Source organism: Streptosporangium album, from assembly GCF_014203795.1.
In the GTDB taxonomy this organism is placed as follows: Bacteria; Actinomycetota; Actinomycetes; order Streptosporangiales; family Streptosporangiaceae; genus Streptosporangium; species Streptosporangium album.
In genome coordinates, this window is sequence record NZ_JACHJU010000001.1 from 12,830 (window position 1) to 27,785 (window position 14,956).

The 14,956-nt window shown below is 72.9% G+C and carries 10 protein-coding genes; 7 read left to right on the forward strand and 3 right to left on the reverse strand.

The window, feature by feature from the left end; genetic code table 11:
• Positions 1-8: 8 nt before the first annotated feature.
• Both FHR32_RS00060 and FHR32_RS00065 read left to right on the forward strand, forming a co-directional pair.
• Entirely contained in the window at positions 9-1,700 is a 1,692-nt protein-coding gene (locus tag FHR32_RS00060) for an ATP-binding cassette domain-containing protein (RefSeq protein ID WP_184751800.1), read from the forward strand.
• A complete protein-coding gene (locus tag FHR32_RS00065; RefSeq protein WP_184751802.1) occupies positions 1,697-3,694 on the forward strand; it encodes a prolyl oligopeptidase family serine peptidase in 1,998 nt (665 codons plus the stop codon). Before FHR32_RS00060 ends, FHR32_RS00065 begins: the two co-directional genes overlap by 4 nt.
• Here FHR32_RS00065 and FHR32_RS00070 read toward each other — a convergent pair.
• Complete coding sequence (locus FHR32_RS00070; protein ID WP_312881752.1) at positions 3,618-4,343, reverse strand: response regulator; 726 nt, start codon at positions 4,341-4,343, stop codon at positions 3,618-3,620. The genes FHR32_RS00065 and FHR32_RS00070 overlap by 77 nt on opposite strands.
• 216 nt (positions 4,344-4,559) lie before the next feature.
• Between FHR32_RS00070 and FHR32_RS00075 the strand changes: the two genes are divergently transcribed.
• Positions 4,560-5,753 carry a cytochrome P450 gene (locus FHR32_RS00075; protein WP_184751804.1) on the forward strand — a complete coding sequence of 398 codons (1,194 nt, stop codon included), beginning with the start codon at positions 4,560-4,562 and terminating at the stop codon, positions 5,751-5,753.
• Here FHR32_RS00075 and FHR32_RS00080 read toward each other — a convergent pair.
• Entirely contained in the window at positions 5,746-6,507 is a 762-nt protein-coding gene (locus tag FHR32_RS00080; RefSeq protein ID WP_184751806.1) for an SAM-dependent methyltransferase, read from the reverse strand. The two genes, FHR32_RS00075 and FHR32_RS00080, sit on opposite strands and share 8 nt — an antisense overlap.
• Before the next feature lie 64 nt (positions 6,508-6,571).
• A complete protein-coding gene (locus FHR32_RS00085) occupies positions 6,572-7,741 on the reverse strand; it encodes a helix-turn-helix domain-containing protein (RefSeq protein ID WP_184751808.1) in 1,170 nt (389 codons plus the stop codon).
• A gap of 229 nt (positions 7,742-7,970) precedes the next feature.
• Here FHR32_RS00085 and FHR32_RS00090 point away from each other — a divergent pair, with 229 nt between their 5' ends.
• Genes FHR32_RS00090 through FHR32_RS00105 form a run of 4 tightly spaced genes read left to right on the forward strand, consistent with a single transcriptional unit; the run spans position 7,971 to position 14,830 of the window.
• Entirely contained in the window at positions 7,971-9,182 is a 1,212-nt protein-coding gene (locus FHR32_RS00090; RefSeq protein ID WP_184751810.1) for a hypothetical protein, read from the forward strand.
• Positions 9,179-10,360, forward strand: coding sequence for a hypothetical protein (locus FHR32_RS00095; RefSeq protein WP_184751812.1), 1,182 nt, complete (start codon positions 9,179-9,181; stop codon positions 10,358-10,360). The genes FHR32_RS00090 and FHR32_RS00095 overlap by 4 nt, the downstream gene beginning before the upstream one ends.
• Before the next feature lie 21 nt (positions 10,361-10,381).
• The gene (locus tag FHR32_RS00100; protein ID WP_246465858.1) at positions 10,382-13,450 is read left to right on the forward strand and encodes a chromosome partitioning protein ParA; all 3,069 of its coding nucleotides are present in this window, start codon (positions 10,382-10,384) and stop codon (positions 13,448-13,450) included.
• Positions 13,451-13,486: 36 nt separating this feature from the next.
• On the forward strand, positions 13,487-14,830 hold the full coding sequence (locus FHR32_RS00105) for a threonine/serine exporter family protein (protein ID WP_184751817.1): 1,344 nt from the start codon (positions 13,487-13,489) through the stop codon (positions 14,828-14,830).
• Positions 14,831-14,956 lie beyond the last annotated feature (126 nt).

Genomic DNA, 14,956 nt, shown 5'->3' on the forward strand with positions numbered 1-14,956 from the left:
CGGGTCCCGTGAACCGCCCGATCCGCCGGGCTCTCCGGCGCGCTCCGCGGCCACTGCTGCGGCTCGGCGTCTGGTCCGTCGCGGAGACCGCGCCCTCTCTCGTCGTCGGCGTCGCCATCGCGCGGGCGATCGACGAGGGTTTCGCCGCCGGCCGGCCGGGCACCGGCTTCGCCTGGCTGGCCGTACTCGGCGGTGCCTGGCTGGTGGCCGCCGCCGGTGCGCGGCAGGTCGTGCTGGCCGTCGCCTCGATCGTGGAGCCGTTCCGGGAGGAACTGCTCGGCCATGTCGTCGAGAGCACGCTGGAGCGGTCGGCCGTGGCCGGGCAGGGGCCGGACACCGCTGCCGTGGCCCGGTCGAACCTGCAGGTCGAGCTGGCCCGCGACGCGTTCGCCTCGGTCATCACGGTCGTCAGGTCCTTCGCCTTCACCGTGGTGAGCGTGGTGCTCGGCCTGACGACGCTGATCCCCCAGGTGCTCGTGCTGGTGCTGCCGCCGTTCGTCGTGGGCCTCGGCCTCTTCCTGCTCTCGCTCCCGGCCATGGCCCGGCGGCAACGGGCGTTCCTCCTCGCCGACGAGCGCACCGCCGAGTCGGTCACCGCCATGACCGGCGGGCTGCGCGACATCGCCGCCTGCGTGGCGCACGACCGAGTGGCCGACCGGGTCGGCCTGCGGGTGGCGGAGCAGGCCGGGGCGGGACGGTCACTGGCCCGGGTGACCGCGGTGCGCACGCTGTCACTGGCGGTGGGCGGCTGGCTGCCGGTCCTGCTCGTGCTGGCCGGCACCCCCTGGCTGCTGGGGCAGGGGGCCGGAGCCGGGGTGATCCTCGGCGCCCTGGCCTACATCACGCAGTCGCTGGCCCCCGCGCTCGGCAACCTCGTGGAAGGGCTGGGCATCAGCGGGGTACGGCTGCGCGTGTCGCTCGGCCGCATCCTGGGTGCGGACGACCCCGTCCGCACGGTGGTCGGGCGGGACACGGCCCGGGACGCGGAGGTCCTGCTGAACGGCGTGACGTTCGCCTACGGGCCGCACGCGGAGCCGGTGATCGCCGACCTTGACCTCCGCCTCCCCGAGGGGGAGCACATCGCCGTGGTGGGCCCCAGCGGGATCGGCAAGTCCACCCTGGCCGCGCTCGTCACCGGCGTGCTCCGGCCGGACGAGGGACAGGTCCTGGTCGGCGGCGTCCGGGCCGACCGGCTCGACCCGGCCCATCGGGTGCTCATCCCCCAGGAGGCCTACGTCTTCAGAGGCTCGCTCCTGGAGAACCTGACCTACCTGGCCCAGGCGTCCCAGGACGCCGTGGACGACGCCGTGACGGCGATCGGGCTGACCGCGGTGGTGGCACGGCTGGGCGGTTACTCCGCCGAGATCGACTCCGGCATGCTGTCGCCGGGCGAACGCCAGCTCGTCGCACTGACCCGCGCCTACCTGACCCCCGCCCGCCTGGTGATCCTCGACGAGGCGACGTGCCATCTGGACCCGGCGGCCGAGGCACGGGCGGAGGAGGCGTTCGCCCGCCGCGAGGGGACCCTGCTCGTCATCGCCCACCGGCTGACCTCGGCGCTGCGCGCCCGGCGGATCCTCGTCATGGACGGCACGAGCGTCCGGTCGGGAACGCACGAGGAGATGCTCGCCGCGTCGCCGCTCTACGCCGACCTGGTCGGCCACTGGAATCCTTCGACCACCCAGGAGCTGGTGCCGTGATCTACCCCCCCGCCGAGCGGCAGCCGATCGTCGACCGTCTTCACGGCCATGCCGTACCCGATCCCTACCGGTGGCTGGAGGACCCGGCGAGCGCCGCGACGGGGAGCTGGCTGGCCGCCCAGGACGGGCTGTGGCGTGACCACGCCGACGCACTCGCCGGGCGCGGCGGCTGGCACGCCCGGGTGGCGGAGCTCACCGGCGCCGGGACGGTCGGCCCGCCGGTCTGGCGTGGGGAGCGCCGGTTCTTCCTGCGCTGCGTGGCGGGGCAGGAGCACGGGGTGCTCTACACCGCCGGTCCGGGACGGGGCGAGGAGGCACTGCTCGACCCGGTGGAGCTCGACCCCAGCGGCCTGACCACGCTGGACCAGTGGCACCCCGCCCCGGACGGCCGGCTGCTGGCCTACCAGCTGTCCAGGAGCGGTGACGAGCGCTCGGAGCTGTACGTCATGGACGTCGGCACCCGGCAGGTCGTCGACGGCCCCATCGACCGCTGCCGTCACGCGCCGGTGGCGTGGCTCCCGGACGGGAAGGCGTTCTTCTACGTCCGCTCCCGGCAGGTCCGCCTGCACCGGCTCGGCACCCCTGCCGAGGAGGACGGGGTGATCTGCGCGGCCGACCGGTCCTACGGTCTGGGGATCAGCCACGACGGCCGCTGGCTGACGGTGTCGGCGGCGGCCGACGGCGGCAACGACCTCTGGCTGGCCGACCTGTCGGTCTCGTCTCCGGAGCGTCCCGCGCTCCGGGTGGTCCAGGAGGGGACGGGCGCGGTGACGGCGCCCGCCGTCGGCCGTGACGGTCGCCTGTATCTCCTCACCACGCTGGGCGCGCCCCGGGGCCGCCTGTGCGTCGCCGACCCCGAGCACCCCGAGCCGGAGCACTGGCTCGACCTGGTCGGCCCGGATCCGGAAGCGGTGATCGGCGACTTCGCGATCCTCGACGACGCGGTCCTACTGGTCGGCTGGACCCGGCATGCGATCAGCGAGATCAGTGTCCACGACCTGGCAGGCGGCGAGCGGCGCGGCCGGGTGCCGCTGCCCGGCCTCGGCTCGGCCGGACGGCTGTCCACCCGGCCCGGAGGGGGTCACGAGGTCTGGTTCACCTACACCGACAGCGTCACCCCGGGAGGCGTGCACCGCTACGACGCGCGCACGGGCGAGACCTCGCTCTGGACCGCCGCGCCCGGCGCCGTCGAGGTGCCGGAGCTCTCGTCCCGTCAGCTCGTCTACGCGTCGGCGGACGGCACCCCGGTCCGGATGGTCGTGCTGGCGCGGCCGGGGACCGGACCCCGGCCGACGATCCTGTACGGCTACGGCGGGTTCGGGCTCTCGCTCACCCCCGCCTACTCCAGCTATGTCCTGCCCTGGGTGGAGGCCGGAGGCGTCTTCGTGCTGGCCCAGCTGCGCGGCGGCGGCGAGGAGGGTGAGCAGTGGCACCGCGCCGGGATGCTCGACCGCAAACAGAACGTGTTCGACGACTTCGTGGCGGCGGCCGAACGGCTCATCGCCGACGGCGTGACCACCGCCGCGCAGCTGGGCGCCTGCGGCGAGTCGAACGGCGGGCTGCTGGTCGGCGCCGCGGTGACGCAGCGGCCCGATCTGTTCGCCGCCGCGGTCTGCTCGGCTCCGCTGCTCGACATGGTCCGCTACGAACACTCCGGCCTCGGCCCCTCCTGGCGGTCGGAGTACGGCTCGGCCTCCGACCCCGAGCAGCTGGGCTGGCTGCTGGGCTACTCCCCCTACCACCGGGTCAGGGACGGGGTGGACTATCCCGCGACGCTGCTGACCTCGTTCGGCGGCGACTCCCGGGTGGACCCCCTGCACGCCCGCAAGATGTGCGCGGCCCTGCAACACGCGACGTCGGGAGCCCGGCCGGTCCTGCTGCGCCATGAGAGCGGCGTCGGGCACGGGTCCCGGGCGGTCAGCCGGTCGGTCGGTCTGGCGGCCGACATGCTCGCCTTCCTCGCCGCGCACACCGGTCTGCAGGGGCCATGTTGACGTCCCGGTAGCGGATCAACCCGATCTCTCGCGCGTCGTCCGGCCAGAGCCAACCGGCCTCCCGGGCGATGGTGACCGCCTCCACCCGCGTCCGGGCGCCGATCTTGGCGAGGATCCGCGAGAGGTAGTTGCGGACCGTTCCACCGGACAGGAAGAGCCGGTCGGCGATCTCGCTGACCGGCGCCCCCTCCGCCGCGATCTTGAGGACCTCCAGCTCACGGGTGGTGAGGGGATTCTGCCTGGCGTTGAGAGCGGCGACGGCGAGCTCGGGGTCAATGACCCGCTCTCCCGCGGCCACCCGGCGCAGGCACCCGGCCAGCTGCTCCGCCGGGATGTCCTTGACGACGAATCCGCGCGCCCCGGCGTCCAGTGCCCGCCGCAGCGCCGCCGGGGTCGCCAACGCCGTCAGGATGACCGCCTTGCACGCGGGAAGCCTGCGGTACAGCTCCGCCGTGGCGGCCAGGCCGTCGGTGCCGGGCAGGCCGATGTCGATGAGCGCGATGTCGGGCCTGCAGGCGAGGCACGCGGGCACCACGTCGTCACCGTGGCCGACCTCCTCGACCACCTTGATGTCGTGCTCGGCGGAGAGCAGGGCGACCATGGCTCCACGGACGAGATGCATGTCCTCGGCGATCAGGACGCTTATCACGAGTCGTTTCTCCTGTTCTACGACATGCTCACAGCCCTGGCCCTCGGTGCTGCCCACGGGGGCACTTCGCCACCGGAGGAAGCCATCCCGTTACCCGGAGCATCCAGCCGACTACCCTCCCATAAGCGAGTTAAGCATCCAAGCCGCCAGAACCGGAAGTACACGGCATCCTCGACCGTATTGCCCCGAGCATCCGGCTCGCTGATGATGAGGGTCATGTCCGCCGCGCCGGAATGCGAGGGCCTGGTGCTCTACAACCCGTTCGATTACGCGCTGCAGGAGAACCCCTACCCCATCTATGCGCGGCTCCGGGACGAGGCGCCGCTGTACCGCAACGACGAGCTGGACTTCTGGGCGCTGTCACGACATGCCGACGTCAACGCCGCCTTCCGTGATCCGGCCCTGTTCTCCAGCGCCCACGGCGTCACCCTGGAGATGTGGGACGCCGCCGCGGCCGACCTGGTGGGGTTCCTCGCGATGGACCCTCCCCGCCACACCCGGATGCGGGCGCTGGTGTCCCGTGGCTTCACACCCGCCCGGGTGGCCGGCCTGGAGCCCGCCGTACGCGCAGTCACCCGCGAGCACCTCATGCCGGCGCTGGAGGCGGGGACGTTCGACTTCGCCGGGGTGGTGTCGGCGATCCCGGTGTACGTCGTCTCCGAGTTGCTCGGCGTCCCGAGGGCGGACCGGGCGGAGATGCTGCGCCTGTCGGAGATCCTCATCACCCGCCACGACGGCGACGCCGGGATACCGCAGTCGTTCTGGGACGCCGGCCTCGCGCTGACCGCCCGCTACCGGGAGCTGATCGCCGAGCGCCGGGCCCGGCCTCGGGACGACCTCATCAGCGCGCTCGTCCTGGCCGAGATCGACGGGGACCGGCTCGGCGACGAGGAGATCGTCGCGGTGCTGTCGCTGATCGGCGTCGCGGGCAACGAGTCGGTGACCAAGCTGGCGGCGAACGCCTGGTATCAGGCCTGGCTCCACCCGGGTCAGCGCGCGATCGCGTGGGCGGGGGCGGTCACGGCGTGGGTGGAGGAGACGCTCCGCTACGACGGGTCCGCGCAGATGGTCGCCCGCCGGCTCACCCGCGACACCGTTCTGCACGGCACGGAGGTCCCGGCGGGCGCCCGCGTGGTGCTGCTCGGCGCCTCCGCCAACCGCGACCCGCGTGTCTTCCCGCACGCCGACCGCTACGACCTGACCCGCGACACCGGCCAGGCTCTCGCGTTCGGATCCGGCCCGCACTTCTGCCTCGGCGCGGCCCTGGCCCGCCTCCAGCTCAGGGTCATGCTGGAGGAGCTCGTCGCCGCGGTGGACGGCTACGACATCGACGAGAAGGGCATCGAGCTCGTGCACTCGCCGAACCTGCGTGGTTTCCGCGCGCTGCCCACCGAGGTCACGCTCAGATAGGGAGCCGGCCGACTCCGCCGTACAGCCCCGTGGGGGTGGGATCGGCGTCGGGGTCGGTGGGCCGCCACAGCGCCAGGTCCACCATGCCCGGCTCCACCAACTCGAACCCGGCGAACAGGCCGGCGATCTCGGCGCGGGTGCGCACGTAGGCCTGCGACGCCTTCCGTATCTGCTCCTTGCGGTCCTCCCACCCTTCCACTCCGCCGTGGGAGATCGCCAGGAAGCTCCCCGTGGGGAGGGCGTCCCGGAACGTGCCGACGATCCGGGCGGGGTCGTCGGCGTCGGAGACGAAATGCAGCAGTGCCACCATCAGCAGGCCGACCGGCTGGGACCAGTCGATGAAATCCCTCACCACCGGCTCCTCCAGGATCTCCTGCGGCCTGGTGGCGTCGCCGCCGACGACGCGCACCATGTCGGAGCGGGCCATGAGCGCACGGGCGTGCGCGAGCACGATCTCGTCGTGGTCGACGTACACGACGCGGGTGTCGGGCGCGACCGCATGGGCGATCTCATGAACGTTGCCGCTGGCCGGAAGTCCCGCTCCGATGTCGAGGAACTGGCGGACGCCCTGGTCCACGAGATGTCTCACCACCCTGCCGAGGAACCGGCGGTTCTCCACGAACGACCTGCGGCTGTCCGGATTGAGCTCCAGGATGCGCCGCGCGGCCTCCCGGTCGGCGGGAAAGTTCTCCTTCCCCCCGATCATCCAGTCGTAGACGCGGGCCGGGTGGGGTCTGGCGGTGTCGAAGTCCACGGGTGATCACCTTCACTTTCGGGGGGTGCGCGCCACTGTAATCCTCCGTACGACCGCACCCCGTTCACCTCGGTCGACGGAGCCCGTCGCGCACCTCGGTGAGCACGTCGACCGTCTCGTCCGGTCTGCACGCGGCCACCGTCAGCCTGGCGAACGCCTCGTGGTAGCCGTCCGCGTCCGTACCGTCCAGCACGAAGTCGTTGTCGAACTGATGGACCGAGACCACCGGGTCCCCATCGGGGAAGCGGAACATCGTGAACGGAGCCGACCGGGGCAGGTAGGACGACGTCAGCCTCGTCACCTGCAACGTGACGTGCGGCTGCTTCGACATGTCGATCAGGTGGCTCAGCTGGTCCGCCTGCGCCCGGGCGCCGGCGATGCACCGCATCAGGGCCGCCTCGTCGACGACCGCCCACAGCGTCGGGCCGTCCGGGGCGGCGAGCGCGTCCTGCCGGCGCATCGTCGTCTCCACCGCCCCTTCGACCAGCTCCGGTGACGGCGGGGGGTTCTGGGACACGCGGACCGCGGCCGCCGCGTACTCGGCGGTCTGCAGCAACGGGGGGACGAACTGGAGCTGGTAGGTGCGGACCAGCTCCGCGCGCTGTTCCAGGCCGAACGTCGCCGACACCCACAGCGGGATGGCGGGCGTGTCCCACCAGCCCGGCTCGCGCTCGCCGCTGGCGATCGACAGGACCGCCTCTCTCTGGAAGCGGGCGGTCACGCCGTAGAGGGTGAGCAGCGCTTCGACGTCGTCGAGTGGGGTCTCGGTCTCAACGGCGCCGTTCTCCACGGACGTGACCACCCGCTCGTCGACGTCGACCATGTCCCCGGCCTGCGCCGGAGACAGCCCGCGCGCCTCCCTCAGGAGCCGCAGCCGCCCGCCCAGAACAACGCGCTGGCCGGCGTCGAGCTTTCCGGCGAGACGCGGCGGGCTCTCCTCTGTGTCAGGGAGAACCGTGGCGCCGTCGCCGGAAGAGAAAGGGCTAGGGATGTCATCCCCCACAAGCCATCCCACAGGCACCCGGAGCAGCACAGCGAGTGCTGTGAGCTGCTCCAGGGTCGGATTGGTCCGCTGGCCCTTGCTCAGCTGGTGGATGTAGACGTGAGTGGTCTGCACTCCCGCGTCGGTGACGGCCCTCGCTGCCCTGCGCGTGGAGTAGCCGCGATGACGCAGCGTCTCCGCCAGCCGGTCGGCGAGACTCGCCACGCATACCTCCTGTCCGGCAATGGTCATGTACGTGACGCGAGAAGCTCAGAATACGCGCGTTAACTGATAGTTAACAGCCCTAATCCCACCCCGTGGACGCCGAAATCACGGACGATCAAGTTCTCCTCCCCGGGGGAGTCCACGCACCGTCAGGAGGCGCGGGGCGTCATCGCGGGAAACGGGCGACGGCATCCGGGACCGGCTCGTCCCGGCGTCCGGGCGAGGATTGTCGGGCGCAAGCCTTACGGTAGGGCGCGTGCCAGAGACCAACCACGAGATCACCCTCGACTCGGCCCTCACCGAGGAGGCCGTGCTCGCGACCTACCGCCGGATGTTCGCCGCGCTCGCGCGCGACAGCGGCGCGGTGGTGGACGAGCCCGCGCTGGTCGACATCGCCGAAACGCTCTTCGCGGCGTTCGCCGAGGCCGGCGAGGAGTGGCTGACCCACGAGCAGATGCGTCACGTCTGCCGCGCCTACCCACTGGACCAGTTCGAGAACCGGCTGCGGGTGCTCAAGGGCCTCGGCGCGATCCGCGAGGTGTTCCCCAAGCCCAACCAGCTCCGTTACCGCGCGTCGTTCACCAGCGTGGTGGGGCTGATGTTCATCCGGCGGATGATGGACGACGGCGGCCAGTCGGAGATGCACCGGCTGCTCGCGCTTGAGGACCTCAACGTCGCCGACCCCCGCACGACCATGGAGGAGGCGCGCCTCAGCGCGCAGAACCTGTCGCGGGCGTTCCGGCTCTGGGCGCTGGAGCTGATCACGCTGACCGGCGGCACCATCGAGGAGCTGCGCGAGCAGGCTCCCAAGCTCTGGGGCACCGAGGAGATCGCCCGCAGGGCGCAGAGCCTGCACGGCACGATCCTCACCCGATGGCCGGATCTGGACCGCACCTGCACCGAACTGCGCGCCGCCATCTACTCCTACAGCGACGCCTCCCGCCGCGCCGCCGGGCGCCTGGCCGACTCCGCCGGCACCACCAGAAACCTGACCCTGCTGCCGGCGGAGACCTGGCGCACCTTCGCGCAGACCGCCACCAAGGAGCGCCTGGCCGCCGTGCTCGACGGCTCCGTCTTCGACGCCCCCGCCCCCTGGCACGACCCGGCGTCGATCGTCCGGGCGGTGGACGAGAGCCCCCGCCCTGCGCCCGCCCAGCCCACTCCCCCGCGCTCGGCGCTACCCGATCCCGGGCCCGCCGACTCCTACGACCCGGGCGGCGAAGGGCTCGGCCACCTGACCTCCGTCGCCGAGGCCGCACTCGCCGGGCGCACCGCCGCCCGCCTGGAAGAGCTGCTCACCGCCGACGGCGAGTGGGTCTCGGCCCGCCGCCTGCTGGCCGATCTCGTCTCGGCCGACCTGCGCCCCGAGTCCCCCTACCGCCTGCGCTGGTCGGACTCCCTCACCGCCACCCCCGACGCCGAACCGGCCTGGCTGTCACACGGCCACCTGGAGAGGACGGCGCAATGACGCCCGAGGCGGCACACGCACGTGCCAGGGCGACCGGCCCCCTCCCCCTCGGCGCGGGTGAGCCCGCGCCGAGGGGCATGATGCGGCTCGCCCACGGCGACGGAACGGGTCTGGCACTGCCGGTGTGGCCGGACGGGGCCACACCCGCGCTCCTGGAGGAATACCAGGTCGCACCGGTGAACGTGGAACGGTCCGGGGAGACCCGGCGCGTGCTGGCGGCGGCGCTGAAATGCTGCTGGACCGACCTGACGGCCGACCCGTGGCCGGGGACACCCGCGCCGGTGGAGGACGTCCTGTCGGCCTACCGGGCGCTGATCGGCCGCGGCGACGACCTCATGCGCAGCTGGGCGGTCGGGGCGCTGCGCCGCCTGCACGACTCGGCCTGGCTGGAGGTCGGCGACGGTCTCGTACGGCTCGGCCCCCGCTGCGCCTGCTGGCCCCCCGCCTCCCACGCCCAGCTCAGGGAGCTGGTGCGCCGCCTGCCCGCCGGCGGGGAGGACTCCCCCGGGCTGGACGTGCTCCCGGCGGCCGAGCACGTCTCGGATGAGGCGGCCGCGAGCGTCGCCGTCCCGGAAAGCGTGGACGAGGATCTGCTCGGCCCGTTCGACGAGCGGCGCAGGGCCGAGATCGTGGCGGCGTTCATGGCGGTGGAACACGCCGCCGAGCCGGTTCACGAGGCCCGGTTCACCGCGCTGCGCGATCCGGTGCTCCGCCGTACCCTCGCGGAGATGCTGCAGCGCCGCGGCCGGGTGCTGGTCCAGGACCGTGAGATGTGGACCTCCGGCTACGCCCCCGACGTGGCCGCCGAGACGGGCACGACGCTGGGTGAGGCCGAGCGGGCGGTGCTGGTGCTGGTGCTGGTCCACTCGGTGGCGATCCCCAGGGCTGAGGGACTGCTGCCGGCCGACAGCTGGCTGTCGCCGTTCCCCGCCCAGCTGGAGGAGCTGCGGCGGCACACCAGGCTCCCGATCGGAGAGCTGGAGGCCGCGCTGCGGACTCTGCGCCACGCGGGCCTGGTGACCCAGGTCAAGGCAGGAGAGGAGTCCGGGGGATACACCCCCGGCCCGCAGTTCCACCGGCTGACCCCACAGGCCAGACGCCGCCTGCAGGAAGAGCTGATCCTCGCCGCGGGTCCGCACACCCCGCTGGCCGCGGCTGTGAGAGCGAACCGTCGATAACCGATGAAAGGAAACACAGGGGTGACCGGAGAGCCGGGTCAGACGGGGAAGAGCCCGCGGAGGGGCGGGCCGGGCGCGCCCCGGGGAGCCGGGAGCGCGGAGCGGGCATCGGGGAGCCAGGCGAGCCTGGTGCCGGTGGAGGCGCAGACCGCGGCCCCCACGGAGAACGTGGTCGGCGACCGCGTGCTGATCGCCGTTCAGGCGGTCAACATCTCCCGGCTGTCGACCCACCCGGTGCCGACCGTTCCGGGCACGCTGATCGTGGTCGCCGGCGCGGGCCCGAAGGACTCCAACGGCGCGGGCAAGTCCTCGTTCATCGCGATGATCACCGCGTTGCTCGGCGACGAGCAGTGGCGTTTCGCCTCCGGCGCCAAGTCGGTGTCCGAGCTGCTGTTCAACGCCGAGCTCGCCGCGGGGGGCGGCAGCCGGTCGTGGGCCAGCGCCGATCACGGTTACATCGTCGGCGTCTTCGCCGGAGCCGACTCCATGGACGACGCGGTGACCGTGTGGCTGCGGGTCAATCAGGAGGCGCCGCACCTGGAGATCAGGTGGGTTCCGGGCGTGCGCGTCGCGGCGGCCCCCTCGGAGGCGGAGCGGGTGGCGCGGGCCGACGAGGTCTGGGCGACGCTGCCGCGCTCGGCGGGACGCCGGGACGTGGTGGCGCGGGACCTGACCAGGTTCCTGTACGGCGACCGGGTCAGATGCGTGTCGTTCCTGTCCACCTCGGTGCGGAGCAAGGTCGCCACGAACCTGCTGTCCCAGCCGCTCAACGAGATATCCCCCGAGCGGGTCTTCGAGGCGATCGCCGCGCTGACCGGGCTGGACGCCGAGCTCGACCAGGAGCGGGAGGCCCGGCGCGACGAGCACGTCAAGCGCGTGCGGGCGGCGCGGGCGATGGAGCTGCTCAAGGAGTTCGAGGACGAGTCGCAGACGCTGCTCTCCGCCTTCGACCGGCGCGACCGGGCCCGGGTCCGCCTGGCGGACGCGCTGCGCTGCTGGCGCGGGCGGCTGGCGCGCAGGCTCGCCGACGCGGCCCGGCGAGACGAGGCGCTCGCCGCCGAGGCGGAACGGCTGCGCGCGGCGGGTGAGCGTGCCTCGGAGGCGATCGACGTGGTCAGGGCGGAGACGGCCACGCTCAAGGACGACACGCTGGAGCGCGCCCTGGCCGAGGCCCGTAAGGAGCTGACCACCCTGCAGTCCCGCGCGGCCAAGCTGGACGCCGACCGGGCCGTGGCGGAGAACTCGGTGGACGAGCTACGCGGCCGGATCCCCGGGCTGGAGGAGCGGCGGCGGCTGGCCGACGGCCGCGACGTGAAGACCGCCGATGCCGAGCTGAGCCAGGCCAGGCTCCGGCTCAACGAGGCGCTGAAGGCACTGGGCGTGGCCGACCGGGAGGTCGAGGGCGCCAGGGCCGCACTGGACGATGCCGAGGGCGGCCCCGCGGCGGCCCAGCTCAACGCGCTCGCCGACGCCGGTGTCGGGGCGACCGGTCTGCTCGACGCGCTCGACGTCGCCGAGCACGCGCGCGATGACGACGCCGCGTCCGGGCGCGCGGGACAGGCGACGACGGTCCTGGGCGCCCGTGGATGGCCGAGGGAGCACGCGGTGATCGTGGACGCGGCCGACCTCCCGGCCGCCGCGCGGGCGTTGGGCGCGCTGCCCGGATCAGTCCTGGTCAGCGCGGCGGGGGTCACCGTCGTCGGCTCCTTCGAGGCGGTGGCCACCGGAAGGGAGGCCCGGATCAAGGCCGCCGAGCAGCGGCTGCACCGGGCCCGTGACGTGCAGGAGACGGCCGCCGGAGCCGTGCGGGCCGCCGAGGACGGGGTGGCCGAGGCCGGCCGGCGGCTGGATGGTGCCAGGGCGGCCGTACAGCTCGAGGACATCGAGCGGCGCACGGCCGAACGGCGGAGCGTTCTCGCCGGGCTGGTCGAGGCCCTGGCCGAGATCGGGCCGAAGGTGGGCGAGGCCGAGCGCCGGACGGGCACGCTGGACTTCCGCACCCGGACGAGGAACATGGAGGTCGAGCGGCTGGAGGGCCGCCGGGCCCGGCACGAGGCCGACCGGGACCAGGCCAGGGACCAGGCGGCCAAGGTCGCGGCCGACCGGGACGCCCTCGGGCTGGACGCGCTGGCCGGGGAATGGGGCGGCACGGTCGAGGGGGCCCGCGAGTGGCTGGAGACGCTCAGTGAGCAGGAGCGTCCGCTGACGGCCGAGGAGTGGTGGCGGGCCGCGGAACGCCGTCTCGACGAGGCGCTGCGCGACACCTTCCCGGGCGAGGACGAGGAGATGCCCGAGGAGCTGCGCTTCCTGGTCCGGGAACGGGCCGAGCCCGGAGCCGGGCGCACAGCACGCGAGCAGGCGACGTTCCCCGGCGTGTGCGCGGCGCTCTCGTCCTACCTGCGCGGACAGGAGGAGTACGAACGCCATCAGCGCCGCCAGATCGAGGCTCAGATCGTCACCCGGCAGCGGGATCTGAACGCCGCGGCCAAGGGCGCCGAGGAGGCGGCCCAGTCCACCACCGTGCACCGGGCCGCGCTGACCGCGGCGATCAAGGCACGGCTGGCCCGGGTGGCGGAGGAGTTCGAGAAGCTGGACACCTCCTACGGAGGTTACGGCGCGACGCTGGAGTTCCCGGTGCCGCCCGCGCCGGCCGATCCCGAGCAGCGCTGGGCGTGGCGGGTCACGCCCAAGTGGCGCCGGGGCGAGGGACAGGGCTTCGTGCCCTACAACCGGCGGGCCAACACGGCGCTGATGGACGAGAAGGCGGTGAAGCTGGTCTGCGCTGCGGCGATCGCGTCCTCCGGCGGGGGGCATCTGTGCCTGGTCCTGGACGAGCTCGGCCGCAACCTCGGCAAGGAGCACCGCAGGGAGGCCGTGGCGCTGTTCCGCCGGATCGGCGAGACCTACGGGATCACGGTGATCGGCGCGCTCCAGGACGACATGGAGCCCTACGCGGTCGACGCCTGCGGCCAGTACATCAAGCTGCGCCGTTCCTCCGACGCCATGCCGTACAACGAACCGCCGGTGATCATCGGTCATGATCGCCATTCCGAGCGAGTGCGTGCTCTCGCGTCCGTGGTAAGCCGATAGCCTCTGGCAAGGATTACGTGAGAGGGAGGAGAACCGGTGTCGGTGTCACCCTTGGAACAGGCACCGGCCCAGCCCGACCTCTACCGGGCCATGGCGCTGGCCCTTCGCGTGGGTGAGCTTCTGCTCGGCGGCGGGGAGTCCACCGAGACGGTGGCCGGCACCATGCGCAGGATCACCAACGCGTACGGCGTGCCCCATTGCGAGGCCGACGTCAACCTGTCGGCCATCACGCTGTCGTACGTTCCCACGGACGGCAGCGTGCCGGTGACCGCCGAGCGCAGGGTCCGTCGCCGCCTGCCCGACTACGACCGTCTGATCGCGGTCCACGACATGGTCAGGGAGACGTCGGCGGGTGCGTTGCCGCTCGATGTGGCCGAGATCCGGCTGCGGGAGATCACCCGGCGGGTGCGGGTCTATCCCAACTGGTTCCTGGTCACGGGGCTCGCACTGGTCGGCGCCTCGGCAAGCATCCTGGTCGGCGGTGGCGTGCCGGTCGCGGTGACCGCGTTCGCCGCGACCGTGCTGGGCGACCGGGCCAGCGCCTGGCTCGCCGGCCGGGGCGTGGCGGAGTTCTTCCAGCTCGCGATGGCGGCGATGCTCGGCTCGCTGGTCGCGGTGCTGCTGATCTCGTTCGGCGCGTCCCTGCGTGCCGAGGCCGTGGTGGTCGGCGCGGTCGTCGCGCTGCTGCCCGGACGCCTGATGGTGGCCTGCGTGCAGGACGGCATCGCCGGCGAGTACGTCACGGCGACCGCCCGGCTGTTCGAGGTCTTCTTCATCCTGACCGCGATCATCTCCGGAATCGGCATCACGCTGTACGCGGCGGTCCGCCTGGGCGTGCCGCTGAGTGTGGAGAACGTGCCTGCCGCGCCCCTGGTGCTCAGGCCGGCACAGCTCCTCGGGGCCGTCGGGGTGACGCTGGCGTTCGCCATCGCGCTGCTCGTGCCACCCCGCCATCTGATCGCGGCGTCGATCGGCGGCGGGCTCGCCTGGGTGGTCTTCGTGCAGCTCTACATCTGGCAGGTCCCGATCATCCTGGGAACGGCGGTCGCCGCGGGAGTCGTCGGCCTGTTCGGCAGCGCCTACGCCAGGGCGACCCGGGTGCCCTCGATGGTGCTCACGATCCCGGCGATCGGCTCGCTGCTGCCCGGCACCGCCCTCTACCGGGGCATGCTCGAACTCAACCTCGGCCACGCCGACGCGGGACTGGCGAGCCTGTTGCAGGCGCTGTCGACCGCCCTCGCCCTGGGCGCCGGGGTCATCCTCGGCACGGAGATCCTGCGCGCGGTCACCGGTTCCGACCTGACCAGGCGGGTGCGGCGTCCGGGTGCCCGCAGGCCGTTCATCATCCGCCCGGCCGCCCGCCGCACCCGCGGCTACTGACCGCGCGGCTGCGACGCCGAGCGCCGAGCCCGCCTGCCGGACTCCGTCACGGTGGTGGGGCATGATCGCACGGTGCTTGTCGCGGCACCCCCCATCCGCTGGCGCGGCAGAAGACGCTGCTGCGGC